A 26,590-nucleotide genomic window follows, 5' to 3' on the forward strand; every position below is an offset into this window, starting at 1 on the left:
CCGGGAGGTGTCGGCGGGAACCGTCCGCCCGGTCAGGACGCCTCGCCGGTGGACTCCGGGTGCGCCCGGCGCTCCCGGCGCTCCCGGTACTCGCGGCGGGAGAGGTGCAGCGAGATCGTGCCGGGGACGACCATGAGCGTCACCGCGACGAGCGCGGCCGCCCACGGCCCCGGCAGCACCACGACGAGGACGACGACCACCACGGCGACCTGGATCACCAGGTTCACCACGCGGTCGGACAGGTGGGACCGCCACGTCGCCGTCGGGCGCAGGCGCATGCTCAGCGCCGGGTCGTCGCCTGCGAGACGGGCCTCGAGGTCGAGCAGCGCGCGCTCCTCGCGGTCGGAGAGCGGGCGCGGCTCGGACGGCTCCGGCAGGCCGGGCATCGTCATGCTCGGGTCCTCTCGTCGACGGGAGGGCGCGGCGAGGCCGGGATCAGAACCCGACATTTCGCCCACGAGTGTCGACGGTGGGGCTGAAGATCGCCTGAGAGCGGGGTGTGGACCCCCTCAGCCCGTGGTGGCCAGCACGAACGGCAGCACGGCCGGCGCGCCGGCCCGTCGCAGCAGGGCGGCCGCGACGGTGATCGTCCAGCCGGAGTCGGCGACGTCGTCGACGAGCAGGACCGGGCCCGCGCTCGGGTCCGTGCCGGCCGGGACCGAGAGCCGCGACCACACCTCGGCGAGGCGCTGCGCGGAGTTGGGCGGCTCGGGCTCGGCGTCGTCCTCCGGGTCCTCGTAGATCGGCGGGGCGGTGTCGGCGAGCGCGCCGAGCAGCGGCAGGCGCCCGATGCTCGCGATGCGCTGGGCGAAGCTCTCGACGAGCACCGGCCGGCGCCGGCTGGGCAGCCAGACGACGCCCGCCGGGCGCTGCGCCCAGTCCCAGCCCCTGAGCACCTCGACCGCGGCGTCGACGGCGGGGTCGGGCACGAGGTCGTCCGCGCGCAGCAGCGGGCGCAGGCGCGGACCCCACCCGACGTCGGTGAGCCGCCCGAGCGCGCGGCCCTCCTCGGCCGCCTCCTCGGGCTTGATCTTGCCCTTGAGCGGGACGTCGAGGACGTCCATGCCGCTGGGCCACTGCTTGCGCGGCGCGAGCGGCACCCCCGGCCGGTCGAGCGTCGTCTGCGCCTGGACGCGCACGTCCTCGCCGATGGTCGGGTCGTACCGCTCGCCGGTGCAGTTGTCGCAGCGCCCGCACGGCGCGGCGCCGGGGTCGTCGAGCTGGCGGCGCAGGAACTCCATGCGGCAGCCGTCGGTGGCGATGTAGTCGAGCATCGCCTGCTGCTCGGCCCGCCGGGCCTTCGCGAGGCCGAGGTAGCGGCGGCCGTCGTACTCCCAGGGCTGCCCGGTGGCCTCCCAACCGCCCTTGACCCGGCGGACGGCGCCGTCGGTGTCGAGCACCTTGAGCATCATCTCCAGCCGGCCCCGGCTGAGCTCCACCCGCGGCTCGAGGGCCGCGGTGGACACGGGGCGGCCGGCGTCGCCGAGCACCGAGAGGGCCACCCTGACCTGCGGCTCGGCGGGGAAGGCCAGGGATGCGAAGTACGCCCAGATGTCGCGGTCCTCCGGGCCGGGCAGCAGCAGCACCTCGGCGCGCTCGACGCCGCGGCCCGCGCGCCCGATCTGCTGGTAGTAGGCCACCGGCGACTGCGGCGCCCCGAGGTGGACGACGAACCCGAGGTCGGGCTTGTCGAAGCCCATGCCCAGCGCGCTCGTCGCCACCAGGGCCTTGACGCGGTTCGCCAGCAGGTCGTCCTCGGCGCGCTCGCGCTCGGCCGGATCGGTCTTGCCGGTGTAGGCGGCGACGGCGTGCCCCCGCTCGCGCAGGAACGCCGCGAGCTCGTCGGCGGCCGAGACCGTGAGCGTGTAGACGATGCCCGACCCCGGCAGGTCGTCGAGGTGCTGGGCGAGCCAGGCGAACCGGTCGGCGCCCTTGTCCAGCGGCAGGACGCCGAGGCGCAGCGACTCCCGGTCGAGCTCGCCGCGCAGCACGAGCGCCTCCGCGTTCGACTGCGACACCCCCAGCTGGTCGGCGACGTCGCTGGTCACCCGGTCGTTCGCGGTGGCCGTGGTGGCGAGCACCGGGACGCCGGCGGGGAGCTCGGCGATGAGCGTGCGCAGGCGGCGGTAGTCGGGCCGGAAGTCGTGCCCCCAGTCGGAGATGCAGTGCGCCTCGTCGACCACGAGCAGGCCGGCGGTGCGGCTGAGCTCGGGGAGCACCTGGTCGCGGAACTCGGGGTTGTTGAGCCGCTCCGGGCTGACGAGCAGCACGTCGACCGCGCCCGCCTGGACCTGCGCGTAGACGTCCTGCCAATCGTCGGTGTTGGCGGAGTTGACCGTCACCGCGTGGATGCCGGCCCGCCCGGCCGCGTCGATCTGGTTGCGCATCAGCGCGAGCAGCGGGCTCACGATGACCGTCGGCCCGCCGCCGCGGGCGCGGATGAGCGCCGTGGCGACGAAGTACACCGCGCTCTTGCCCCACCCCGTGCGCTGCACCACCAGCGCCCGGCGCCCCTCGGCGACCAGCGCGTGGATCGCCGCCCACTGGTCCTCGCGCAGCGCGGCGTCGGGACCGGCGAGCCGCTGCAGCGTGGCCTCGGCGTCGGCGCGCAGGTCGGTGTCGGTGGGTGCCGTCATGCTCCCCATCGTGACCGACGGGTCCGACAGCGCGGGGGCGGTCCCGGGAAGACCGAGGAAGTCAGGGTCGCCTCACCAGGAAGGGGAACGCATGCCGGAGATCTCCGACGAGGCCGCGTTTCGCGCCGTCGTGTCCGAGCCGCCGCGGCGGACCAACCGGTACTAGCCGGTGCGGTGGGTGACCACCGGGATCGCCTCGGTGGGGCTCGCGGCGAGCCGTGCCTCGTCCTCCTCGGCCTCGAACAGGGCGTCCCCGTCCTCGGGGTGGCCGGTGCCGGCGTAGCGGACGTCGAGACCGCCGTCACGGCCGTCGTCGGAGCGGCGCAGGGCCAGCGCGCTGGTGGCCGCACCGAGGAGCAGCAGCGCGCCGAGGTTCTCGCCCAGCTCCTCGAGGTGGTAGGCGAGCACCTCCGCGACCCGGCCGCCGGTGCCCTGGGCGAGGACCACGCCCTGGACGCCCTCGAGGCCCAGCGCGAAGGAGAACAGCACGCCGAGCCCGACCACGAGGAGCCATCGGGGCCGGCCGCGCAGGCGCAGCGCGAGCAGGCCGACGGCGACCGCGATCACCAGGGCGACGGCCGCCCCGGGCACGACCCAGTAGAAGGAGAAGTTCCGACCGGGGTCGTCGGCGGCGGCGGCGCCCTCGGGGCGCACGAGATCGCCCACCCGCTCGTGGATGGAGGTCATGTCGTCGAGCGACATGCCCGCGAGGATCGCCGCGGTGACCAGCCACCCGGCCGCCCCGCGGGCACCTGTCGCCCGGCCGACCAGCCCCGCGACCAGGTGCGCCGCCGCGGCGGTCACGAGGAGGCCGACGCTCCACCAGGTCGGCACGTTCCCCTCGCCGTCGACGTCGAGGTACCCGACCCACTGCGCGAGCTTCGGGCCGGGCGCCGGCACCGCCAGCGTCAGCAGCAGGCTCATCGCGGCCAGGCCCGGCGTCACGACGAGGAGCAGGACCCAGGCCCGCGCCCGGCGGGGGACGGTCGGGAGGTCGCGTGGGGCGGCGTCCGGGAGGTCGGAGACCAGGTGGACCGCCGTCTCGCCGCGGGCCGCGTGCAGCGCCGTCACCACGACGGCCAGGAGCCCGGCCGCCCCGAGCCCCTGCACACCCTCGGCGACCGCCGCGAGGACACGCCCGCCGTCACCGAGTGCGCGGACGACGAGCTCGCCGCCGAGGGCGCCGACGCCGAAGGTCACCAGCGCGGCGACCAGCCGGCGGCCGTCGCGCAGCCGCCGGGCGAGGAGGGCGAACGGGGTCGCGAGCAGGAGCCCGGCCACGACGGCCGGGACGAGCCAGTCGGTGGTCAGGGGGTTGCTGCCCACGGCCTGCCGGGCGAGGCCGTCGATGCGCGTGTGCAGGCCGGTCGCGACGCACAGCGACGCCACGGCCGCCGCGGCGCCGGCGGCGACCCAGCACCGGGAGCCGAACCGCCCGCGCGTCGCGGCGACCACCGCGTTGGCGAGGCACGCGAGGACCGTGGCGAGCAGCACCGTCGCGGCGAGCCAGGTCGGGAGGTTGTAGGGCTCGAGCACGTCGACGTAGGCCCAGAGGCCGGAGGGTGCCGGGCGGACGAGGGCGACGACGACCGACAGCAGCGTCAGCGTCGTGATCGCGGTGGCCAGCGCCACCAGGAGCCGCTTGACGTTCACCTCACGTTCAACGAGGTGGCCGGGAGGTGGGTTGCTGCGCTACCGGGGTGTCGTCGCGTGTTCGCCCGACCCGGGGATCCCCCGGAGACGGGGAGTGACCCCGTGTCGACCACATCGCCGAGACATCACGGGGCGCGCGAGGCAGGATGCGGCCCGTGAGCACCGAGCCGGTCGGCGAGAAGGCCCAGAAGGCCCTGTTCGACTCCGTCGACGACGTCGTCACCCGGCTCGCCGACGTCGGCTACCTGGCGTCCACCGCCGTGGCGACCACCGTCTTCCTCGCCGACCGCCTCGGCAAGCCGCTGCTGGTCGAGGGCCCGGCGGGCGTCGGCAAGACGGAGCTGGCGCGCGCGGTGGCCGACGCGACGGGTGCGGGGCTCGTGCGGCTGCAGTGCTACGAGGGCATCGACGAGGCCCGCGCGCTCTACGAGTGGAACCACGCCAAGCAGCTGCTGCGGATCACCGCGAGCCAGGGTGAGCCCTGGGACGACACCCGCGACGACGTGTTCTCCGAGGAGTTCCTGCTGCCCCGCCCGCTGCTCACCGCGATCCGCCGCGAGGAGCCGACGGTGCTGCTCGTCGACGAGACCGACAAGGCCGACGTCGAGGTGGAGGGCCTGCTGCTGGAGGTGCTCGGCGACTTCCAGGTCACCGTGCCCGAGTGGGGCACGATCACCGCGAACCAGCGCCCGTTCACGCTGCTGACCTCGAACGCGACCCGCGAGCTGTCCGAGGCCCTCAAGCGCCGCTGCCTCTTCCTGCACCTCGACTTCCCCGACCCCGAGCTCGAGCGCCGCATCGTGCTCGCCCGCGTGCCGCAGCTGCCCGAGGCGCTCGCCGAGGAGCTCGTGCGCATCGTCGGCGTGCTGCGCGGTATCCAGCTGCGCAAGGCGCCGTCGGTGTCGGAGACGATCGACTGGGGCCGCACGTTGCTCGCTCTCGGCCTCGACACCCTCGACGACGAGACCGTGCGCTCGACCCTCGGCGTCGTCCTCAAGCACCAGGCCGACGCCCAGCGGGCGGTGGCGGAGCTCCGGCTGAACTGATGAGCGCGCCTACGGACACGCAGCGAAGCGGAGCTGGACGCTGATGGTCGTCACCGGCGGCCTGCCGGCCCACCTCGTCGACTTCGTCGGCGCGCTGCGGCGGGCCGGGATCGCGGTGGGCCCGGGGGAGTCGGTGGACGCCGCGGCGGTGATCGCCGAGCTCGACCTCCTGCGCCGCGAGCAGGTGCGCGAGGGACTGGCGGCGGCGATGCTGCGCCGCTCGGGGCAACGGGCGGTGTTCGACGCGCTGTTCGACCTGTGGTTCCCGCTGGGGCAGGGCGCCGCGCTGGGCGAGGTCGCGCTGCCCTACGCCGACGACGGGTCGGTCGACGTCGAGGCCCTGCGCGACCTGCTCGCCGGCCTGCTGCGCGACGGAGACACCGCGGCGATGGCCGAGCTGGCGCGCGCGATCGTCGACGGGCTGGGCGCCGTCGGACGGGGCCAGGGCCAGGGCGGCCAGGGGCAGGGCCAGGGCGGGGGCGGCGGCGACCGCGGCGAGGGTGGGGGCGGGCGCCCGTCGACGTGGTCGGCCTACCAGGCCCTCAACGCCGTGCGGCCCGAGACGCTGCTGGCCCGCGTGCTCGCCGACCTGCGCCGGGGCCGGGAGACGCAGCGCAGCGGAGCTCGACCCGACGGGGCGTGGGACAGCCCGTTCGCCGAGGAGGTGTCGCGGCGCGAGGTGCGGGAGCGGATCGCGGCGTTCCGGCGGATGGTCACCGACGAGACGCGCCGGCGAGGTGCGGAGATCCGCGGGCGGGAGGCGGCGGCGCGTACCGGGGTGCCCAAGCAGGGCGACCGCGTCGACTTCCTCACCGCGAACTCCGAGCAGCTCGCCGACCTGCGCCGCCGCGTCGCCCCGCTCGCGCGCCACCTCGCGTCACGGCTCGCCGCGCGTCGCCGGCGCGCGCGCCGCGGCCCGATCGACCTGCGCCGTACGCTGCGCCGCTCGATGTCCACCGGCGGGGTGCCGATGCGCCCGGCGTTCCGCCGCCCGCGTCCCGGGCGCCCGGAGCTGGTGCTGTTCTGCGACGTGTCCGGCTCGGTGGCGGGGTTCAGCCACTTCACGATGATGCTGGTCCAGGCCCTGCGCGAGCAGTTCTCCCGCATCCGGATCTTCTGCTTCGTCGACGGCTGCGTCGAGGTCACCGATCTCTTCGGCCCGAACGCCGACCTCGGCGGCGTCATGGCCGACATCACCGCGCGGCCCGGGCTCATCGCGTTCGACGGCCACAGCGACTACGGCTCGGCGCTCGGGCGCTTCCGGGAGGGCTGGCCGGACGTCGTGGGCCCGCGGACCTCGCTGCTCGTGCTCGGTGACGCCCGCACCAACTACCGCGACCCGAACCTCACCGTCCTCGGCGACCTCGCCGAGCGGGCACGGCACGCGCACTGGCTCAACCCCGAGCCGCAGGCGCAGTGGGGCACCGGCGACTCGGCGGCCCGCCGCTACGGCCAGGTCGTCCCGATGCACGAGTGCCGCACGGCCGCCCAGCTCGCGGGCGTGGTGTCGGGACTGCTGCCGGTGTGAGCGCACCGCGCCGACGCTCTAGGCTGATCGGATGAGCGGCCGCCGGATCGGGGTCATGGGCGGCACCTTCGACCCCATTCACCACGGTCACCTCGTGGCCGCCAGCGAGGCGCAGATCCGGTTCGCGCTCGACGAGGTCGTGTTCGTGCCGACCGGGCGGCCCTACCGCAAGGCCGGCTACGCGGTCAGCTCGGCCGAGGACCGCTACCTCATGACCGTGATCGCCACGGCGTCGAACCCGCGGTTCACGGTCAGCCGCGTCGACGTCGACCGCGACGGGCCCACCTACACCGTCGACACCCTGCAGGACCTGGCGGCGATCTTCCCCGACGACGAGCTCTTCTTCATCACCGGCGCGGACGCCCTCGAGCAGATCCTGTCGTGGCACCGCGCCGACGAGATGTTCCGGCTCGCGCACTTCGTCGGCGTCACCCGGCCCGGCTTCGACCTCGACGGCGACCACCTGCCCCACGGCGCCGTGAGCCTGCTCGAGGTGCCGGCGATGGCGATCTCCTCGACCGCGTGCCGGGAGCGTGTCGCCGCGGGGGAGCCGGTCTGGTACCTCGTGCCCGACGGCGTCGTGCAGTACATCGCCAAGCGCGGGCTCTACCGGCCGCGCGGGCAGGGCTGGGTGCTCGGTCCGACCGAGCACGTCGCCTCGGAGTAGCCGTCGGCCATCTCAGGACACGATCGAGTGACGACTTCGCGTTTCAACTAACACGCGCCGTGATCGACCCGAGATCCGCGGTGGGAGCCGCGCCCGCCCGGGGCGGCCCGCTCGGGGGAGAGTGATCTCGGTGCTGGCGTCGCGACCCGTCCACACCCGCGCCCGCTGATGGGCCGGCACTACGCCCCGGACGACGGGGACGACGAGGTCGACGGGGACGACGAGCAGCGCCGGCGCCGTGCGTGGGCCGACGCCCCGGGCGGGTTCACGCGCGCCGGGACGCAGGGCCCGCGCACGCCGCCGGACGGCGCGATCCCGGTCCAGCCGGTCGTCGAGCGGCCGGCGCCGCCGGACGGCGGCTGGGGCCCCTGGCCCCCGGAGGCGTTGCGCGACCACCACCACCCGACGCTCCTGCCCGCCGTCGCGGCCACCCCGGCGGGGACCGGGCGGCGGAGCGGTCGGCGGCCGGGCGCCCTCCCGACCGCCGCGATCACCGCCCTCGTCGTCCTGCTCGTCGGGCTCGGCGTGGTGCTCGCGCGACCCGACCTGGCCGGACCGCTCCTGCCCACCACGGGCGAGGTCGCCTCGGTCACGGAGGGGCGGTAGCCGCCGCTCAGCCCTGGCGGTGCACCGCCGTCGGGGCGATGCGGAGGATGAGGTGCGTCTGCCCCGGGCGGTGCCAGGGGTAGGGCCGCCCGAGGTAGCGCCGGGCGAGCGACTCGAGGTGCTCGACGGCCCCGACCGGAGTGACGTCGACGACCCGCCCGCGCACCGTCACGACCCGGCCCGAGCGTCGCGCGTCGGCGACCGCGATCGAGACCCGCGGGTCGCGCCGCACGTTGTGGACCTTCGGCAGGCCCTCGACGGCGTTGAGGACGACGTGCACGCCGTCGGTGTCCGCCCACGTCTCGGAGGTCTCCGGCGTGCCGTCGGGCCTGACCGTCGCGAGGAAGCACGGGTTCGCGCCGCGCAGGAGGGCGACGACGTCCTCCGGGAGGCGCTCCTCCTGCTGTGGCGCGACGGTCATCGCCGGTCGTGGTCCTCCGTGTCGGCTCCCGGACGCCGACCACGGTAGGGACCGGCGGCACCGGGCCGTGCGCGGGGGTTCGTCAGCCGCCGAACGCGAGCACGGAGGCGGTGAACGCGTGCAGGTGGTTGCGCGACGCGACGGGCCCGATCTCGCCGGCGGCGAAGAACCCGGCGACCCCCTCCGGCGACAGGCCGCGCCGGACGGCGGCGACGTCGTGGTCGGCGTCGGGGAACATGGCCCGCCCGCGCCCGTTGCACGAGAACAGCAGCGCGCCGGCCGTGCCGCCCTCGCCGCGGAAGCGCGTCATGAGCCAGTCGAGGTCGGCGTCGGCGCTCGCGGCGTCGCGGACCTGGAACCGCACGGTGCGGCCCACCTCGACGACGTCGCCGATCGTCACCGTGCCCTGCTCGGGGTCGGCGCCGACGACGCCGCGGATGAGGAAGTCGCCCTGGCGGTGGTCGTCGGCGTACTCGTCCATCGCGACGCCGAGGTGCAGGCCCTGCGCGACCATCTGCTGCTCGCGCTCGTCGAGCTCGCTGACGATCTGCTCGAGCTTCCGGTAGGCGGGCTGTCCGGCGAGGCCCTGCAGGTGCGGGCCCTCGGCGGCCGTGACCGTCATCGTCGGCCCGACGGGCCGGCACCCCTGGCTGACCAGCGTGCGGACCCGGACGTCGCCGCCGATCGTCACGCCGACGACACCGCGCTCGTGGACGACGCCGTCGAGGAAGAGCCGCGTCGCCCCCGCGCCGCCCGGGCCGGAGGCGAGCCCGCCGACCAGCGGCAGCCCGCGCAGCGCCTCGCCGGACTGCTCGACGAAGCCCTGGATCGGGAAGGTGTAGGGGTCGGCGAGCACGATCGCGACCTCGTCGGCGTCGGTGCGGGCGGGCATGCCGCCGACGGTGATGCCGGTCTCGGTGCGGGTCGCGTGCAGGCGGAACGGGGTCAGCGACGCGTCGGGCAGCGCGGCCGCCCACACCGCGACGGCCGGGCGCGACTCGACCCCGCGCCCGTCGCCGATCACCCCGCCCGCGCTGCAGCCGATGGCCACCCGCGCACCCGCGACCTGCATGGCCCGCTCGCCGGCGCGCGCCATCTCGTCGGGGTCGGGGTGGCAGACGAAGACCGCGAGCAGGTCGGGACGCCGCCCGCCGAGCGGTGCCGTGGCCTGCGCGACCGCGTTCTCGGCGGCCGCCACCAGGTCGGCGCCCTGGGCCAGTCCGTCCCCGAAGTCCGGCATCGGACAAGTATGCGACCTCGGGCCGGGACGGCGCGCCCGCGCGACGAGGTGACCGGTCCGGCGCGTCGAGTACCATCGGGTCGCCCGTTCCGCCGTCCCCGAAGGGTTTCGTGGCCGTCACCGACCGCGCGCGCCGTCTGGCCGAGACCGCCGCGCTCGCCGCCGCCGACAAGCTGGCCCAGGACGTCGTCGCCATCGACGTGTCCGAGCGCCTCCCGCTCACCGACGCCTTCGTCATCGCGTCGGCACCCAACGAGCGCCAGGTGCAGGCGATCGTCGACAGCGTCGAGGAGAAGCTGCGCGGCCTCGACGCCAAGCCGGTGCGCCGCGAGGGCACCCAGGAGGCCCGGTGGGTGCTCCTGGACTTCGCCGACATCGTCGTCCACGTGCTGCACAGCGAGGAGCGGGAGTTCTACGGCCTCGAGCGGCTGTGGAAGGACTGCCCCGCCGTGCCGCTGCCCGCCGAGGTGTACGGGCCGCCGGCCGACCAGACCGCTGCCGGCGAGTGACCCTCCACCGGCTCGTCCTCGCCCGGCACGGCCGGACGACGTGGAACGCCGAGAGCCGCATGCAGGGGCGGCTCGACCCGGACCTCGACGACCTCGGGCGCGCCCAGGCCCTCGCCGCCGCGCCCGTCCTCGCCACGTACGAGCCGGCGCTGCTCGTCGCGTCCGACCAGGTCCGGGCGTGGCGCACCGCCGAGGCCGTCGCGAAGGAGACCGGGCTCGTCGCGCGTCCGGAGCCGCGGCTGCGCGAGACGTCGGTGGGTGACTGGGAGGGTCTGACCGGGGGCGAGGTCTCCGCGGGCTGGCCCGGCGGGCTCGAGTCCTGGCGCACCGACCCGACCTGGGCGCCCCCGAACGGCGAGTCCCGCGTCGACGTCGCCGAGCGCGCCCGGCCCGTCCTCGGCGAGCTGGCCGACGAGCTGGCCGACAGCGACGAGGAGCAGACGGCGATGGTCGTCGCCCACGGTGGCACGATCATCGCGCTGACGGCCTCGACCCTGGGCTGGCCGCTCGAGACGTGGCCGACGCTGCAGCCGCTCGCCAACTGCGGCTGGGCGGTCCTCGAGCACCGCATCGACCGCTGGCGCCTGCGGGCGTGGGGCCTGGGGGCGTGAGCTCCGGGCCGGTCCTGGTCGTCATCGCCGACTCGCTGTCCTTCCACGGACCGGACCGCGCCGAGCCCGCCGACGAGCCCCGCCTGTGGCCGCACGTGGCCGCGTCCTCGCTGGGCGGGCGGGCGGAGCTGCACGCGGGCCTGGGGTGGACCGCGCGGCACGCGTGGCGGGCGATGGTCGGCGACCCGCGCATCTGGGCATCGCTGCGGCACGCCGACGCCGTGGTCCTCGGCGTCGGGGGCATGGACACCCTGCCCTCCCCGGTGCCGACGGCCCTGCGCGAGCTGATCCCGGCGATCCACGCGCCGCGGGTGCGCCGGGTGGTGCGGGACGCCCACGCCTGGGTGACGCCGCGGGCGGCGCGGGCGCTGGGGTCCGCCGGTCCGGTGGCGCTGGCGGCGGGAGAGACGGTGCGGCACCTGGAGCGGCTGCGGGTGGCGGTGACGACGCTGATCCCGGGGCTGCCGGTGGTCGGGATGCTGCCGGCGGTGCACCGGTCGCCGTTCTACGGCGAGGTGCACGCCGGGCGGGACCGGCACGTCGCGGCGATGCGCGCCTGGGCGTCCTCGACCGGTGTGCGGCTGGTGGACCCCGCGCCCCTGGTCGCCGACCATGTCCTCGGCGGCCACGGCAACCCCGACGGCATCCACTGGGGCTGGGACGCGCACGTCCTGGTCGGCGAGGCGGTGGGAGCCGAGGTGCGCCGGGCCCTGGCCTGATCGCCGTCCGGGGACCAGGCTCGTCCCGGGGGACGACGCGGGGGAGGTCATCGATGACGACGGTCGTGCACCGCGTGGACGTCGACGCCGACGCGGAGAAGGTGTTCGACGAGGTCGCCGACCTGCGCACCGAGACGCTGTGGAACCCTGCCGCCCGGCGGATCGACCTGCTCACGCGGGAGCCGATCGGGGTCGGGACGCGGTACGAGGGGTCCTGGCTGGGGTCCGGGCGCGGCACGGCCGAGATCGTGGCGTTCGAGCGGCCGAGGCACTGGCGCACGCGCTGTTGGTTCCGCGGGCTCGTGGTGGACCTGGTCGGCGACGTCGTCCCCGACGGTCGCGCGTGCCGCCTGACGCTGACGATCGAGCTCGCGGTCTCGCCGCCGCTGCGGCCCCTGCTGCCCGTGATGGCCGCGGTGCTGCGCCTGGCGGGGCGGGGGAACATGCGCCGGCTCGAGCGGTTGCTGACGATGCCGGGGGTCTGAGCGGGCCCTCGTCCTCGGCCGTCCGGCGGTCCTCGTCGGTCGGCGGCGCGATCCGGCGTCCCCAGCCCCGGCGGCTGTCCCCAGGGCGGTGCTCGGTGCTGTCGCCACGGGGCCGCTGCTTCCTAGCGTCCCGCGCATGGCCCGCTCCGCCCCGCCCGACGCCGACGGCACCCGCGCACGCCTGCGGGCGCTCGGTGGGCGTGGCGATCGCTGGGGTGGGCGCGAGGACGTCGAGGTCGGGGCCTCGGGCGAGCGGGTCGCCGGTGACGCGACGAGTGCCGCGGGGGAGCGGGTCGGCTGGCCCGGCGCGGCGCCGGGCACGCCGGCCGCGCGGCTGCGCCTGCCGCGCGTGGCGATGGTGCCCGGTGACGGTGCTCGCCGGTCGCTCGACGCGGAGCAGCACTCCGTACCGTCCCCGGACCTGCCACCCGAGGAGTCCCGCGCCTCGCCGCGGGCGGACCCGTGGTGGGACGACGACGAGGACGACCCGCCGCCCTCCCGCGGCAGCGCCTGGGATCCACCCGCGCGGGGCGAGCGCGTCCGCCGGTGGGCGGAACGGTGGATGCCGGCGTCGTGGGTGGGCGCCCGCTGGGATCCGGGACGCACCGGCGCGCTGGCCCTCGCCGCGGTGGCCGCCGTCGCGGCGGTGGTGGCCGCGGTCGGCGTGTGGTCCGACCGCCCGGTGCCCGAGCCCGTGCCCGCGCTGCCCCTGGTCGCGGGCGCGCCGCCGGCCCCGTCGCTGCCCTCGTCCGTGCCCTCGTCCGTGCCCCTGGCGGCGGGCGCCCCGCCGCTCCCGGCCGAGGGACCGATCGTGGTGTCGGTGTCCGGGAAGGTGGAGCGCCCGGGGCTCGTGCGGATCCCACCGGGCAGCCGCGTCGGCGACGCCATCGACGCGGCCGGGGGCGCCACGCCCGAGGCGGACCTGACCGGTCTCAACCTCGCCGCGCGGATCAACGACGGCGAGCAGGTCGTGGTGGGCGTGCCCACCCCGGTCACCCCGCCGGCGGGAGGTGCCGGGGCTGCCGGGGCCGCCGGGGCTGCCGGGGCTGCGGCGGCACCGGCCGGGGGCGCGCCGGGTGGTGCCCCGGGCGGCCGGCTCGACCTCAACACCGCCACCCTCGAGCAGCTCGACCAGCTCCCCGGCGTCGGCCCGGTCACCGCCCAGCGGATCCTCGAGTGGCGCACCCAGAACGGCCGGTTCGGGGCGATCGAGCAGCTGCAGGAGGTCAGCGGGATCGGCGACGCCCGCTTCGCCAACCTCCGCGACCTGGTCACGGTGTGAACGGCCGGCGCCCGTCGCGGCGCAGAGAACGGCCGGTCCCGGCCTCGGACGCGCCGCCGGGCCCGCCGCGCCCGTCGCCGACCCGGGCTCCCGAGCTCCCGGCCCCGCCCGACCTGCGGCTGGTCCCCGCGGCGCTGGCGTCGTGGGGCGTCGCGATCGCCGCGCTCACCGTCGGCTGGGGCGTCGCGCTGGTGCTGGTGGCGCTGGCCGTGGTGGCCGTGGTGATCGCGGCGCGCCGATCCCGTGCCGGAGGCGTGCGGGCCGTGGTCGTCGCCGCGTGCGGGTGCGCGGCGGCCGTGGGGCTCGTCGCCGGCCTGGGCGCCTTCGCCGTCGCCGACCATCCGCTGCGCCCGGCCACCGGCAACGGTGTGTCCGCGCGCCTCGACCTCGTCCTCACCACCGACCCGCGCCCGATCCGCTCGACGGTTCCCGGACCGGGGCGGGTCGTGGTGCGCGGCGAGCTGGTGGGCGGCCAGGTCGGCGCCGGACCCGGCTGGCGCGCCGGGGGCCGCGTCGTGCTGATCGCCCCCGCCGACGAGTGGGGCGGCCTGCTGCCCGGCCAGCTCGTGACCGCCCGGGGGCGACTCGCCCCGCCCGACCGTGCCGACCTCACCGTCGCGGTCCTGCAGGTCCGTGGGCCCCCGCGCGCCGTCGGCCCGGTGCCGGCCCTCCAGCGCGCGGCCGGCGATCTGCGCGGTGGCCTGCGTGACGCGGCCCGCGCGGTGCTCGCCGAGGACCCGGCGGGCCTGCTGCCGGGCCTCGTCGTCGGCGACACCTCGGGGGTCTCGCCGGGACTCGACGACGACTTCCGCACCGCCGGCCTCGCCCACCTGACGGCCGTGTCCGGGACGAACGTGGCGATCGTCTGCGGCGCGGTGCTGCTGCTCGCCCGCCTCGGGCGGCTCGGCCCCCGGACCGCCGCGGTGCTCGCGGGGCTGGCGCTGGTCGGGTTCGTCGTGCTCGCCCGGCCGTCACCGAGCGTGCTGCGGGCGGCCGTGATGGGCGGGGTCACGGTGCTCGCGCTCGCGGTGGGCCGCCGGCGATCGGTGGTGCCGGCGCTGTGCGCGGCGATCGTGGTGCTGCTCCTCGTCGACCCGGGGCTCGCGACCGACCCGGGGTTCGCGCTGTCGGTCCTGGCCACCGGGGCGCTGGTGCTGCTCGCGCCGGGGTTCGTCGCGCGGATGCGGGCGCGCCGGGTGCCGCCGGGCGTGGCCGAGGCGCTCGCGGTGCCCGTCGCCGCGCACGTCGTCACCGCGCCGGTGATCGCCGGGCTGTTCGGCGAGGTCAGCCTCGTCGCGGTGGTGGCGAACCTGCTCGCGGCCCCGGTCGTCGCGCCGGTGACGGTGCTCGGGGTGGCGGCTGCGGCGCTCGCCCCGGCGTGGACGGCGGGCGCGCACGCCCTCGTGGGGGCCGCGGGGCCCGGGGTCACGTGGCTGGTGTGGGTCGCGCGCCGGTGCGCGGCGGTCCCGGGTGCGACGCTGGCGTGGCCGGGCGGGGTGACCGGGGGCCTGGCGCTCGCCGGGGTCGTCGTGCTGGTCGCCGCGGCGCTGCGGTGGCGGCGCCTGCGGGCGGTGGTGGCCGCGGTGCTGGTGGGCGCGCTGCTGGTCCTCGTGCCGACGCGGGTCGTCCCGCCGGGCTGGCCGCCGGCGCACTGGTCGCTGGTGGCCTGCGACGTCGGGCAGGGGGACGCGCTCGTGCTGGCGACCGGCGAGCCGGGACGGGCGGTGCTCGTCGACGCCGGCCCGGACGCCGGGGCGATCGACGGGTGCCTGGCGCGGCTGGGGGTGCGGTCGCTGGCGCTGGTGGTGCTCACGCACCTGCACGCCGACCACGTCGGGGGCCTCGCCGGCGCCCTCGCGGGCCGCGCGGTCGGCGGGATCGGGCTGGGTCCGGCCCGCGCGCCCGCGGACACGCTCGCGCAGGTCGTGCGCCGGGCGGGCGCCGCCGGGGCCCCGGTGGTCGGCGTGGGGCGGGGCACGGTGATGCGCTGGCCGGGGCTGGTGCTCGAGGTCCTCGGGCCGGTGCACGCGTCGGCGTACGTCGACGGGGAGGACGGGTCCGCGGTCAACGACACCTCGGTCGTCCTGCGCGCGCACACCCCGGTCGGGCGGGTGCTGCTGCCCGGCGACGCGGAGCTGTCGTCGCAGTCGTCGCTGCTGGGCTCGGGGTCGGACCTGCAGGCCGAGATCCTCAAGGTGCCCCACCACGGCTCGCGGTCCTCGCTGCCGACCTTCCTGACGGCCGCGCGCGCCTCGTTGGCGCTGGTCAGCGTGGGGCGCGGCAACACCTACGGGCACCCGAACCCGGGGGTGGTGGGCCTGCTCGCCCGCACCGGGGCGCTCGTGCGCCGCACCGACGAGTCGGGCGACCTCGCGGTCGTCGCCATGCCCGGCCCCCGCGCACCGCCCGCGGTCGTCGCCCGGGGCGATCCGCGCCCCGACCCGAAGCGGCGGTGAGGGTGGCGGCGGTGAGGGTGGTGGTGCGGACGCCGGCGCGGACCCGTGGCCCGAGGACACGGGTCCGCGATCGACCTAGAGCCCCAGCGCCTCGCGCACGGCCTTCGAGGTGGCCGGGATCGTCGCCTTGGGGCCGACCTGGTGCTCGATCGCGTCGAGGGTCTTCAGGCCGTCGCCGGTGATGAGCAGGACGGTGTCGGCGTCGGGGTCGAGGTCGCCGGACTCCACCATCTTCCTGGCGTTGGCCACGGTGACGCCGCCGGCGGTCTCGGCGAACACGCCCTCGGTGCGGGCGAGCAGCCGGATGCCGTCGCGGACCTCCTCGTCGGTGACGTCGGTGATCGTGCCGCCGCAGCGGCGCACGGCGTCGAGGACGTAGGGGCCGTCGGCGGGGTTCCCGATCGCGAGCGACCGGGCGATCGTGTCCGGCTTCTGCGGGCGGACGACGTCGGTGCCCTCGCGGAAGGCGGTCGACACCGGCGAGCACCCGGCGGCCTGGGCGCCGAACACCTTGTAGTCGGTGTCGTCGACCAGCCCGAGCGAGATCAGCTCGCCGTAGGCCTTGTCGACCTTGGTCAGCTGCGAGCCCGACGCGATCGGGATGACGGTCTGGGCCGGCACGCGCCAGCCGAGCTGCTCGGCGACCTCGTAGCCGAGGGTCTTCGAGCCCTCGGCGTAGTAGGGCCGGACGTTGACGTTGACGAACGCCCAGTCCTCCTGCTCGAACGCGAGCTCGGTGGCGAGGCGGTTGACGTCGTCGTAGGTGCCCTCGCAGGCCAGGAGGTTGGTGTCGTACACCGCGGTCATGAGGATCTTCGCGCGCTCGAGGGAGGCGGGGATCAGCACGACCGAGTCCCAGCCGGCGCGGGCGGCCGCGGCGGCGGTGGCGTTGGCGAGGTTGCCCGTCGACGGGCAGGCCAGGACGGAGAAGCCGAGCTCGCGGGCGGCGGCGAGGGCGACGCCCACGACGCGGTCCTTGAAGGAGTGGGTCGGGTTGCCGGTGTCGTCCTTGACCCACAGGTTCTTGATCCCGAGCGCCGCGCCGAGGCGGTCGGCCTTCAGCAGGCGGGTGAAGCCGGGGTCGGTGTTCGGGATCGTCTCCACGGTGCTCGGCACGGGGAGCAGCGACTTGTAGCGCCAGATGCTGCGGGGGCCGCGCTCGATGTCGGCGCGGGTGACGCGGCCGAAGTCGTAGGCGATCTCGAGGGGCCCGAAGCACTGCGGACACGCGAACTCGGCGGCGAGGTCCATGCGGTGGCCGCAGGCCCGGCAGGACAGGGCGGCGGCGGGGCCCAGGTCGTAGCCGGTACTGGTCGTCGGCTGGGCAGTCAGCGTCATGGCAGGAAGTCCTCCTCATCTTCCCCGCGGACGGGTCGGAATTGGCACCGTGATCGCCCGCAGAACGCTGGCGCCGGTTGCCGGGGTGTCATCGGGCCGGTCCCTCTACCCCTCTGGATGAGCCGTATGCGGTTGTGCGGCGTCCCCCTGGGACATCCGGCGGAGAACACTACGGGACGCCGACCGGACCGACCACCGCCCGACCCGGGGCGAGACGCTCCTCACGGCCGCGTCGTCGCGTGGCCGTGCCGTCGCCGGACGCCGGGCCCGTCGGGGGCGCGTGGAACCATGAGGGCGTGAGCCCGTCGAGCACGTCCGACGCCCCGGGTCCGCTGCACCTGGTCGTCGGGGACGAGGGTCTGCTGGTCGAGCGGGCGGTGGCGCGGGCGATCGCGGCGGCACGCGACGCCGACCCGGCCGTCGAGGTCACCCGGCTCCCGGCCGGCGAGCTCACGGCGGGCGGGCTGGGCGAGCTGGTCAGCCCGTCACTGTTCGCGGAGTCGCGGGTCGTCGTCGTGGAGAACGGCCATGACGCGGGCGCCGAGGTGACGACGCTGCTGCTCGACTACGCCAAGGCGCCGAGCGACGGCGTCACGCTCGTCGTCGTGCACCGCGGCCCGCCGAAGAGCGCCGGGCGCCGCCCCGCCAAGGGCGCCGCGAAGGGGGGCAAGGGCGGCGGCAAGGGTGACGCGCTGCTCGAGGGCCTGCGCAGCGCCGGGGCCACCGAGGCGTCCGCGGCGTCCCTGTCCGACGACGAGCGGGCCGACTTCGTGCGCACCGAGGTCCGCCAGGCCGGCGGCAAGATCACCGGTGAGGCGCTCGGCCTGCTCATGGACGCCGTCGGCTCCGACCTGCGCGAGCTCGCCGCCGCCGCGTCCCAGCTCGCGTCCGACTCGGGCGGCCACGTGGACGCCGACGCCGTGCGGGCCTTCCACCGCGGGCGCGCCGAGGTCACGGGCTTCGCGGTGGCCGACCGGGCCATGACCGGCGACCGCACCGGCGCGCTGGAGGCCCTGCGCTGGGCGCTGGACACCGGCGTGCCGCACGTCGTCGTCGCCGACGCCCTGGCCGACGGCGTGCGCACCGCCGCGCGGGTCGGCGCCGTCGGGCGCGGCGACCCGTACAGCCTCGCGTCGTCGCTGAAGATGCCGCCGTGGAAGGTGCGCCGGGGCCAGCAGAACGGTCGCGGCTGGTCGGCCGAGGGGCTCGCGCGGGCGATGGGCGTCGTCGCCGACCTCAACGCCGACGTCAAGGGTGCTGCGGCCGACCCGTCCTACGCGCTCGAGCACGCCGTGGAGCTCGTCGTCGCGGCCCGGGGGAGTGCCCGCCGCTGAGGACCCGTCCAAGATCGAAGGACGGATACGGACGTTCAACGTCAGCGAAGGCACTTCGCTGACACCATCCCGCACACGCGACACGGCCCGCCCCCGGCGCACCGGGGACGGGCCGTGTCGAGCGGGAGGGGCCGGTCAGGCCGGGGTCTTGCCCGCCTTGGCGTCGACCGTGAAGCGCTCGGCGCGGTGGGCCATGCGCGACTTCTTGTTCGCCGCCTGGTTCTTGTGGATGACGCCCTTGCTGACGGCCTTGTCGAGGAGACGGGCGGCCTCGCGCTGACGCGTGGTGGCCTGCTCCTGGTCGCCACCCTCGACGGCCTCGCGGTAGCGGCGGATCGCGGTCTTGATGCGCGACTTGACGGCCTTGTTCTTGCGGCGCGCCTCCTCGTTCTTGCGGATGCGCTTGACCTGCTGCTTGATGTTCGCCACGGAGTTCTCGGACCTCGTCTGTCGGTGCTGTACGGCTCACGGGAGCGCGCGGGGGCGCTCGACCGCCTCACGCAGTACGACGAGGTTACCAACCCCGCACATCGCAGAAGGTCACCGGGCCTCGTGGGACGATGGGGGGGAGCCGGCCGAGTCGAGAGCGCGAGGAACCCGTTGAGCCAGACCACCCAGCAGTCCGCCGATACCCCCGGACGGCCGGGCACGAAGGGCTTCGCGGACGAGACGTTCACGCCGCCCGCGCAGATCCGCAACTTCTGCATCATCGCCCACATCGACCACGGCAAGTCGACGCTGGCCGACCGGATGCTGCAGCTCACGGGCGTCCTCGGCGAGCGCGCCTACCGCGCGCAGTACCTCGACCGCATGGACATCGAGCGCGAGCGCGGCATCACGATCAAGGCGCAGAACGTGCGCCTGCCCTGGTACGCCGCGGGCCCCGACGGCGAGATGCGCGACCACGTCCTGCACCTCATCGACACCCCGGGCCACGTCGACTTCACCTACGAGGTCAGCCGCTCGCTGGCCGCGTGCGAGGGCGCGATCCTGCTGGTCGACGCCGCGCAGGGCATCGAGGCGCAGACCCTGGCCAACCTCTACCTGGCCATGGAGCACGACCTCGAGATCATCCCGGTGCTCAACAAGATCGACCTGCCGGCCGCCGAGCCCGAGCGCTACGCCGAGGAGATCGCGCACCTCATCGGCTGCGAGCCCGACGAGGTCCTGCGCATCAGCGCCAAGACCGGTGACGGCGTCGAGGCGGTGCTCGACGAGGTCGTGCGCCGCGTCCCGGCCCCGGTCGGCGACGCCGACGCCCCGGCGCGCGCCATGATCTTCGACTCGGTCTACGACACCTACCGCGGCGTCGTCACCTACATCCGCGTCGTCGACGGCCGGATCACCCCGCGCGAGCGCATCAGGATGATGTCGACCGGCGCGGTCCACGAGCTGCTCGAGGTCGGGATCATCTCGCCGGACCAGAAGCCCTGCCAGGGGCTCGGCGTCGGCGAGGTGGGCTACCTCATGACCGGCGTCAAGGACGTCCGCCAGTCGCGCGTCGGCGACACCGTCACCTGGGAGCGCAAGGGCGCCACCGAGCCCCTCGGCGGGTACCGCGACCCGCAGCCGATGGTGTACTCCGGCCTCTATCCCATCGACGGGTCGGACTACCCGATCCTGCGCGACGCGCTGGACCGCCTGCGGCTCAACGACGCCGCCCTGTCCTACGAGCCGGAGACGTCGGCGGCGCTGGGCTTCGGGTTCCGCTGCGGCTTCCTCGGCCTGCTGCACCTGGAGATCACCCGCGACCGGCTCGAGCGCGAGTACGGCCTCGACCTCATCTCCACGGCGCCCAACACCGTCTACCGCGTCGTGCTCGACGACGGCGGGGAGGTGGAGGTCACCAACCCCGCGGAGTGGCCCGAGGGCAAGGTCGCGACGATCTACGAGCCGATCACCAAGGTCTCGGTGCTCGCCCCGTCCGACTTCGTCGGGCCGATCATGGAGCTCTGCCAGTCGCGGCGCGGGTCGCTCGAGGGCATGGACTACCTGTCCGACAGTCGCGTCGAGCTGCGCTACACGATGCCGCTCGCCGAGATCATCTTCGACTTCTTCGACGTGCTGAAGTCGCGCACCCGCGGCTACGCTTCGCTGAACTACGAGCCCGCCGGCGAGCAGGCCGCCGACCTGGTCAAGGTCGACATCCTGCTGCAGGGCGAGCCCGTCGACGCGTTCTCGGCGATCGTGCACAAGGACGCGGCCTACGCCTACGGCAACGACATGGCCGGCAAGCTGCGCGAGCTCATCCCGCGCCAGCAGTTCGAGGTGCCGATCCAGGCCGCCATCGGCTCGCGGATCATCGCCCGCGAGACCATCCGCGCCATCCGCAAGGACGTGCTCTCCAAGTGCTACGGCGGGGACATCACCCGCAAGCGCAAGCTGCTCGAGAAGCAGAAGGAGGGCAAGAAGCGGATGAAGACCATCGGGCGGGTCGACGTCCCGCAGGAGGCCTTCGTCGCGGCGCTGTCGACCGACCAGAACGCGGTGGACAAGGCGAAGTCGAAGAAGTAGTCCACTCCTGGACGACCCCGCGGTGAGCGGCCGGGAATGTCCACTCGCGTAGACTGGTTGTCAGCGCCGAGCTGTCGGCCTGGGTGGGACCTCGCGGTGTGAGCGGGTCCGCGGACAGCTCTCGTTGTCCGAGCTCCCTCTCCCGAAAGATCTACGTGACCAACGCTGCTGTCCTGTCCGATCACGACGTCGAGCTCGTCGACGTGATCTCCCCCTCGACCCCGGAGGCGTCCGACGCCTCCGACGACGCCGCCGACGCCGCGGCCATCGACGACCGGCCCACGGGCGAGGACGTCGAGAACACCGACGAGAACACCGACGAGACCTCCGTCGAGAACACCGACGAGACCGACGAGACGCCGGCCTCGGGCTTCGCCGCGCTCGGGCTCGCGGAGCGGTTGCTGCCGACCCTGGTCCAGTCCGGGTTCGACACGCCGACGCCGATCCAGGCCGAGACGATCCCGCTGCTGCTCTCGGGCCGCGACGTCCTCGGCCTCGCACAGACCGGCACCGGCAAGACCGCCGCGTTCGCGCTGCCGATCCTCTCGGCGATCGACCCGGCGCAGAAGGGCGTCCAGGCCCTCGTGCTGACGCCGACCCGCGAGCTCGCGATCCAGGTCGCCGAGGCCGTCGAGCGCCTCGGCGCCGGTGTCCCGGGCCTCGAGGTCGTCCAGCTCTACGGCGGCGCGCCCTACGGTCCGCAGCTGCACGGGCTGCGCCGCGGCGGGCAGATCGTCGTCGGCACCCCCGGCCGCGTGGCCGACCACCTCGAGAAGGGCACGCTCGACCTCTCGCGGGTCGCGCACTTCGTCCTCGACGAGGCCGACGAGATGCTGCAGATGGGCTTCCTCGAGGAGGTCGAGGCGCTCTTCGAGCGGCTTCCCGACGACCGTCAGGTCGCCCTGTTCTCGGCGACGATGCCCGCGGCGATCCGCGAGGTCTCGCGCCGGCACCTCAACGCGCCGGCCGAGGTCTCGATCAAGTCGAAGACCCAGACGGCGGTGAACACCCGCCAGCGCTACGTCGTGCTGCCCGAGCGGCAGAAGGCCGACGCGCTGTCGCGGATCCTGCAGGTCGAGGACTTCGACGCCTGCCTGGTGTTCGTGCGCACCCGCCAGAACACCACGGACGTCACCGAGGCGCTGCACCGCCGCGGCTTCGCGGCCGTCGCGATCTCCGGCGACCTGTCGCAGCCGCAGCGCGAGAAGACGATCGGCGACCTGCGCGCCGGCAAGATCGACGTGCTGGTGGCCACCGACGTCGCCGCCCGCGGCCTCGACGTCGACCGCATCTCGCTCGTCGTCAACCACGACCTGCCGCCCGACTCCGAGTCCTACGTGCACCGCATCGGTCGCACCGGCCGGGCCGGGCGCAGCGGCGAGGCGATCTCGTTCGTCACCCGCGGCCAGATCCGCACGATGCGGATGATCGAGGGCGTCACCAAGCAGAAGGCCGAGGAGATGTCGGTGCCGGGCACCGACGAGGTCAACGAGGTGCGCAAGCGCCGCTTCGCCGACCGCATCACCGGCACCCTCGACGGCACCGTCGCCGGCGGCGACGCGATGGACGTCTTCCGCGGGATCGTCGGCGACTACGTCGCCGAGACCGGGGTCGACCCGATGGAGCTGGCGGCGTCGCTGGCCAAGATGGTCCAGGGCGACAAGCCGCTGCTGGTCGAGGACCTGCCCGCCCCGCCGCCGCGCGGCGAGCGCCCCGACCGCAAGGGCCCCAAGCCCGAGCGCGGCCAGGGTCGCGGCAAGGCGCCGTCCTGGTCGGTCGGGTCGGGCACCGACACCTACCGCATCGACGTCGGCCACAACCAGCGCGTGCGGCCGGGCGCCATCGTCGGGGCCATCGCCAACGAGGCCGGCCTCGACTCGGCGCACATCGGGCACATCGACATCCGCACCGACCACACGCTGGTCGAGCTGCCCGCCGACGTGCCCGGACCCGTGGTCAAGCGCCTGCAGCGCGCCCGCGTCGCCGGCCGCCCGATGGGCCTGCGCCGCGCGTCGGGCGACGAGGCGGCGTCCTCGCGCGGATCCCGCGGCCCCAAGCGTCGGTAGGGCGCGCGACGATCAGGAGCGGTCGGCGCGTCGTCGGCCGTCGGTGACGAGCCCGTCATCGACGGCCGCGCCGAGTCGCGGCTGGTAGTGGCGCGTGAAGATCGTCGACATCAGTTCGCGGCGGCTCCCCACGCCCGCCTTCTCGAACACAGCGCGCAAGTGGTCCTGGACCGTGTAGGCCGACATGTGCAGCGATGCCGCGATCTGCTTGGTGCTGCGTCCCCGCAGCACCTGCTCGGTCACCTCACGCTCCCGGACCGTCAGACCGTAGACGTCGAGAACCACCGCGATCAGGTCGTTCAGGCCCGCGGGGCCCACCGACACCGCGGTCCGACCACCGTCGAGAGGCCAGGCGTGGAGCGCGGCCCAGCGCCCGGTGCGGGTGAACGCGCACGAGCGCGCGGGCCTCTCGGGGTTGGCCATCGAGTGCGACACGAGAGCGCGCAGGGTGTTCGGCGTGCGCGTGCCTCGGACTCCTGACTCCTGCAACTCGTTCAGCCACCGCTCGGCTGTCGGGCTGCTCGAGATGATCGTGTGGTCGCCGTCCACCACCGTGAGGCCCGGGGCATCGGGTAGATCTCCGAAGTCGGCGCCCTCGAGTGCCAGGGACGCCCGGACGGCATCGGCCACCGGTGCGGCCAAGCCGCGTGCCACGGCCACGTCGCCGGCGGAGAAGCCCGCGCTGCCGCTGCGACACCACACCAACAGGCCCCACACGTACGGGCCGTGGCGGAGGACGACCCGCATCTCATCGGACATCCCGAGCGGTCGGAGGATGTCCCGGTAGTAGGTGTCGGCGGGCAGCTCGTCGCGCGCCGACTCGCTCAGGACGCTGACCGTCGCCCGCCGAGCGACGAGGGCGCGGAGGTTGTCCGCGCCCTCGTGGTCGACGTGCTCGATCTCGAACATCCGCGGCAGCACCTCGTCGGGGAACGAGGAGTCGTGGACGCCGCCCGTGTCGAGCAGTGTGGCCGGGTCGAGCAGGACGGCGCACGAGAAGTCCGCGGGCACCCGGTGGCCCAGGGCGCCTGCGGCCGCCCGAAGGACCTCGACCGCGGGCATGGTGGCGCGGACGGAGCGGCGGAAGGTCCGTACCGCCGACTCTGCGGCATCGCGGGCGACCACGACCACGGAGTGTAAGGCGCGAGCGCCGTCCATCCCAGCTTTCTGGGGTACGCAGGAGATCCGCGTGGACCTAGCGTGATCAGCGTCGTCGGCCGGCCCATCGGGGGGTGGGCCGGCCGACGTGCTCCGCTTCATCGCGGCTCCTCATCCGCCCCTGAGCACGTCGCGCCTCACGGCTCCGTCCTGGCGGCCGGCAGTCCCCGTGGTGCTCATCGCCGGTGCCTGCTCGTACCGGCTCGAGCACCGATGAGGACCTCCCGAGATGCGGCCGTGTCCCATCGGGATGTCTCGTCGGGATGCGCTCGCGCGCCCGGGTGGTTGACCCTGCAGGAGCAGGGGCACTCACCCGGGGACGGCGCGGAGGAGCGGACTGGTGCCACGGTCGGTCGTGATCGTCGGGGGTGGACCCCGCGGGACGGGTGTCCTGGAACGCCTGGCCGCGAGCGCGCCGGAGTTCCTGCCTCCGGGTGAGGTGCTCGACGTCCACCTCGTCGACCCCTACCCCCAGGGCGCAGGGCGCATCTGGCGCGAGGACCAGTCGGCGCTGCTGTGGATGAACTCCATGGCCGCCGACGTCACGATGTTCACCGACGACAGCGTGCGCTGTGACGGGCCCATCGTGCCCGGCCCGTCGCTCTACGAGTGGGCCGTGGCGGTCCGCGACGGCGAGCTGGACGGCGAGACGGTCCCCGACGGCCCCGTCGGCGACGAGCTGCGGGCCCTCGGACCGGCGACGTTCGCCACCCGGCGCCTCCAGAGCCACTACCTGGACTTCGTGCTGCGCCGTGTCCTCGCGACCCTGCCGCCGCAGGTCCGCGTGCACCGGCACGGCACGCGCGCGGTCGGGCTGCGGCGCGGCACCCCGGACACGGTGTTCCTCGAGGGCGGTGGCGAGCTGCCCGCCGACGTGCTCGTGCTCGCCTCCGGCCACCTCGACGCGGCGCCCACCGAGGACGAGGCGGCGCTCGCCGCGCACGCCGACGCGCACGGGCTGCGCTACTTCCCGCCGGAGCAGACCACCGACTCCGACCTCGACCGCATCCCCGCCGGCGACACCGTGATCGCCCGCGGGATGGGCCTGGCGTTCATCGACCTCGTGGTGCTGCTGTTCGAGGGGCGCGGCGGCCGGTTCCGCGACCGCGGTGACGGCGCGCTCGACTACGAGCCCTCCGGCCGCGAGCCCGTCGTGCACGTCGGCTCCGGCCGTGGCGTGCCGTACCACGCGAAGACCGAGTACGCCCTGCGCGGACCGCGGCCCCCGCTGCCGCGCTTCCTCGGCCCCGACGAGATCGCCGCCTTCGTCCGGCGCGGCGACGTCGACCTGCGCCGCGACGTGTGGCCGCTCATGGCCAAGGAGGTCGGCTGGGCCTACTACCACGAGCTGTTCGCCGGCCACCCCGACCGCGTGCGCGGCGTCTGGGACGACTTCGCGCTGCGCTTCGCGGAGCTCGACTGGTACACGCCCGCGATGTGGGAGCTCGTCGCCGGGTTCGTCCCCGACCCCGCCGACCGGCTCGACTTCGAGCGGATGGACCGGCCGCTCGCCGACGTCTGCGAGTCCGACCTCGCGAGGCTGCAGGAGCGTCTGCGCAGCTACGTCCTCGACGACCTCGAGCGCCACGTCGACGACCGCTACACCGCCGAGCTCGGGGCGTTCGTCGGGCTGCTGAGCGTGTTCGCGCAGGTCGCGGAGCTCGCGGGGACGACGGCGCTCACGCCGCGCTCGCGCGCCCAGGACCTCGCCTGGTGGCAGAACTTCTTCAGCTCGCTCGCCAGCGGCCCGCCCGGGCCGCGCCTGCGCCAGCTGCTCGCGCTCTCCCGCGCCGGCTACGTCGTGTTCCTCGGGGCGGGCCTGCGCGTCGAGCCGGTCGACGGCGTCTTCCGGGCCACCAGCGCCTCGCTCGACGGCGTCGCCGTCACCGCGCAGACGTTCGTCGAGGCGCGCCTGTCGTCGCCGAGCGTGAGCCGCAGCGACGACCCGATGCTCGCCGGCCTGCACGCCGAGGGCCTGCTCGACGAGGAGACGCTGCGCGAGGAGCACACCGACGACGGGGGACAGGCCGTGCACGCCGCCGACGCCGCCGTCGCGCACTCCGGGGCGTCGGTGACCCTGCACAACACGGGCCTGGTACGGGTGCGTTCCTCGGACTTCCGCCTCGTCGACGCGCAGGGCCGTCCCGACCCCTGCCGGTTCGCGATCGGACCGCACACCAACGTGCGGCTGCCCGGGGCGTTCACCCGCCCGAACACCAACGCGCTGAGCTTCCGCGCCAACGACGCCCTGGCGCGCGCGGCGCTCGACGTCCTGGCCGCGGAACTCACGAGTCGACGCTCGGCCTGATCTGATGGGGAGC

The 26,590-nt window shown here is 75.2% G+C and carries 22 protein-coding genes and 1 riboswitch; of the genes, 14 read left to right on the top strand and 8 right to left on the bottom strand.

Features of this window, described 5'->3' with window-relative positions:
* Positions 1 to 32: 32 nt before the first annotated feature.
* From PGB27_RS17000 to PGB27_RS17010, 3 genes are all read right to left on the bottom strand, one after another.
* Positions 33 to 392, bottom strand: coding sequence for a DUF3040 domain-containing protein (locus PGB27_RS17000; protein WP_274201570.1), 360 nt, complete (start codon positions 390 to 392; stop codon positions 33 to 35).
* 117 nt (positions 393 to 509) lie between these two features.
* Positions 510 to 2,636: a RecQ family ATP-dependent DNA helicase gene (locus PGB27_RS17005; RefSeq protein WP_274201571.1), complete on the bottom strand. Its 2,127-nt coding sequence runs from the start codon at positions 2,634 to 2,636 to the stop codon at positions 510 to 512.
* Between the two features lie 162 nt (positions 2,637 to 2,798).
* The gene (locus PGB27_RS17010) at positions 2,799 to 4,289 is read right to left on the bottom strand and encodes a hypothetical protein (RefSeq protein ID WP_274201572.1); all 1,491 of its coding nucleotides are present in this window, start codon (positions 4,287 to 4,289) and stop codon (positions 2,799 to 2,801) included.
* Between the two features lie 155 nt (positions 4,290 to 4,444).
* Between PGB27_RS17010 and PGB27_RS17015 the strand changes: the two genes are divergently transcribed.
* The 4 genes from PGB27_RS17015 to PGB27_RS17030 all read left to right on the top strand — a co-directional run bounded on the left by PGB27_RS17015 (position 4,445) and on the right by PGB27_RS17030 (position 8,136).
* Positions 4,445 to 5,335 (top strand): AAA family ATPase, encoded by an 891-nt coding sequence (locus PGB27_RS17015; RefSeq protein ID WP_274201573.1) that lies wholly within the window; start codon positions 4,445 to 4,447, stop codon positions 5,333 to 5,335.
* A 43-nt stretch (positions 5,336 to 5,378) separates the two neighbouring features.
* Entirely contained in the window at positions 5,379 to 6,863 is a 1,485-nt protein-coding gene (locus PGB27_RS17020) for a VWA domain-containing protein (protein WP_274201574.1), read from the top strand.
* Between the two features lie 31 nt (positions 6,864 to 6,894).
* Positions 6,895 to 7,530: a nicotinate-nucleotide adenylyltransferase gene (gene nadD, locus PGB27_RS17025; RefSeq protein WP_274201575.1), complete on the top strand. Its 636-nt coding sequence runs from the start codon at positions 6,895 to 6,897 to the stop codon at positions 7,528 to 7,530.
* A gap of 168 nt (positions 7,531 to 7,698) precedes the next feature.
* On the top strand, positions 7,699 to 8,136 hold the full coding sequence (locus tag PGB27_RS17030; protein WP_274201576.1) for a hypothetical protein: 438 nt from the start codon (positions 7,699 to 7,701) through the stop codon (positions 8,134 to 8,136).
* 7 nt (positions 8,137 to 8,143) lie between these two features.
* On the opposite strand, the gene PGB27_RS17035 is transcribed toward PGB27_RS17030, so the two are convergent.
* Positions 8,144 to 8,557: a TIGR03618 family F420-dependent PPOX class oxidoreductase gene (locus PGB27_RS17035; RefSeq protein WP_274201577.1), complete on the bottom strand. Its 414-nt coding sequence runs from the start codon at positions 8,555 to 8,557 to the stop codon at positions 8,144 to 8,146.
* A gap of 82 nt (positions 8,558 to 8,639) precedes the next feature.
* Positions 8,640 to 9,797, bottom strand: a complete 1,158-nt coding sequence (locus PGB27_RS17040; RefSeq protein ID WP_274201578.1) for an FIST signal transduction protein — start codon at positions 9,795 to 9,797, stop codon at positions 8,640 to 8,642.
* A gap of 110 nt (positions 9,798 to 9,907) precedes the next feature.
* On the opposite strand from PGB27_RS17040, the gene rsfS reads away from it, so the two are divergent.
* From rsfS to PGB27_RS17070, 6 genes are all read left to right on the top strand, one after another.
* Positions 9,908 to 10,306, top strand: coding sequence for a ribosome silencing factor (gene rsfS / locus PGB27_RS17045; RefSeq protein ID WP_274201579.1), 399 nt, complete (start codon positions 9,908 to 9,910; stop codon positions 10,304 to 10,306).
* Positions 10,303 to 10,917, top strand: coding sequence for a histidine phosphatase family protein (locus PGB27_RS17050; protein ID WP_274201580.1), 615 nt, complete (start codon positions 10,303 to 10,305; stop codon positions 10,915 to 10,917). Before rsfS ends, PGB27_RS17050 begins: the two co-directional genes overlap by 4 nt.
* Entirely contained in the window at positions 10,914 to 11,636 is a 723-nt protein-coding gene (gene octT / locus PGB27_RS17055) for a diglucosylglycerate octanoyltransferase (protein ID WP_274201581.1), read from the top strand. The genes PGB27_RS17050 and octT overlap by 4 nt, the downstream gene beginning before the upstream one ends.
* 53 nt (positions 11,637 to 11,689) lie before the next feature.
* Positions 11,690 to 12,121, top strand: coding sequence for an SRPBCC family protein (locus PGB27_RS17060; protein ID WP_274201582.1), 432 nt, complete (start codon positions 11,690 to 11,692; stop codon positions 12,119 to 12,121).
* A gap of 136 nt (positions 12,122 to 12,257) precedes the next feature.
* On the top strand, positions 12,258 to 13,403 hold the full coding sequence (locus PGB27_RS17065; protein ID WP_274201583.1) for a ComEA family DNA-binding protein: 1,146 nt from the start codon (positions 12,258 to 12,260) through the stop codon (positions 13,401 to 13,403).
* 113 nt (positions 13,404 to 13,516) lie between these two features.
* The gene (locus tag PGB27_RS17070) at positions 13,517 to 15,859 is read left to right on the top strand and encodes a ComEC/Rec2 family competence protein (RefSeq protein ID WP_274201827.1); all 2,343 of its coding nucleotides are present in this window, start codon (positions 13,517 to 13,519) and stop codon (positions 15,857 to 15,859) included.
* 75 nt (positions 15,860 to 15,934) lie between these two features.
* On the opposite strand, the gene thrC is transcribed toward PGB27_RS17070, so the two are convergent.
* A complete protein-coding gene (gene thrC, locus PGB27_RS17075) occupies positions 15,935 to 17,197 on the bottom strand; it encodes a threonine synthase (RefSeq protein ID WP_274201584.1) in 1,263 nt (420 codons plus the stop codon).
* A gap of 12 nt (positions 17,198 to 17,209) precedes the next feature.
* Positions 17,210 to 17,321: riboswitch (SAM riboswitch) on the bottom strand.
* A gap of 172 nt (positions 17,322 to 17,493) precedes the next feature.
* Between thrC and holA the strand changes: the two genes are divergently transcribed.
* Positions 17,494 to 18,531, top strand: coding sequence for a DNA polymerase III subunit delta (holA, locus tag PGB27_RS17080; protein WP_274201585.1), 1,038 nt, complete (start codon positions 17,494 to 17,496; stop codon positions 18,529 to 18,531).
* A 135-nt stretch (positions 18,532 to 18,666) separates the two neighbouring features.
* Here the strand turns inward: holA and rpsT are convergent, their stop codons facing one another.
* The gene (rpsT, locus tag PGB27_RS17085) at positions 18,667 to 18,960 is read right to left on the bottom strand and encodes a 30S ribosomal protein S20 (protein ID WP_274201586.1); all 294 of its coding nucleotides are present in this window, start codon (positions 18,958 to 18,960) and stop codon (positions 18,667 to 18,669) included.
* 171 nt (positions 18,961 to 19,131) lie between these two features.
* On the opposite strand from rpsT, the gene lepA reads away from it, so the two are divergent.
* Both lepA and PGB27_RS17095 read left to right on the top strand, forming a co-directional pair.
* Positions 19,132 to 21,045 (top strand): translation elongation factor 4, encoded by a 1,914-nt coding sequence (gene lepA / locus PGB27_RS17090; protein WP_274201587.1) that lies wholly within the window; start codon positions 19,132 to 19,134, stop codon positions 21,043 to 21,045.
* Between the two features lie 155 nt (positions 21,046 to 21,200).
* Positions 21,201 to 23,111, top strand: a complete 1,911-nt coding sequence (locus PGB27_RS17095; protein ID WP_274201588.1) for a DEAD/DEAH box helicase — start codon at positions 21,201 to 21,203, stop codon at positions 23,109 to 23,111.
* A 12-nt stretch (positions 23,112 to 23,123) separates the two neighbouring features.
* Here PGB27_RS17095 and PGB27_RS17100 read toward each other — a convergent pair whose 3' ends face one another.
* A complete protein-coding gene (locus PGB27_RS17100; protein ID WP_274201589.1) occupies positions 23,124 to 24,236 on the bottom strand; it encodes a helix-turn-helix transcriptional regulator in 1,113 nt (370 codons plus the stop codon).
* Positions 24,237 to 24,609: 373 nt separating this feature from the next.
* Here PGB27_RS17100 and PGB27_RS17105 point away from each other — a divergent pair, with 373 nt between their 5' ends.
* Entirely contained in the window at positions 24,610 to 26,577 is a 1,968-nt protein-coding gene (locus tag PGB27_RS17105) for an FAD/NAD(P)-binding protein (RefSeq protein WP_274201590.1), read from the top strand.
* The last annotated feature ends 13 nt before the right edge of the window (positions 26,578 to 26,590 follow it).

This window comes from Actinomycetospora lemnae (assembly GCF_028737315.1).
In the GTDB taxonomy this organism is placed as follows: Bacteria; Actinomycetota; Actinomycetes; order Mycobacteriales; family Pseudonocardiaceae; genus Actinomycetospora; species Actinomycetospora lemnae.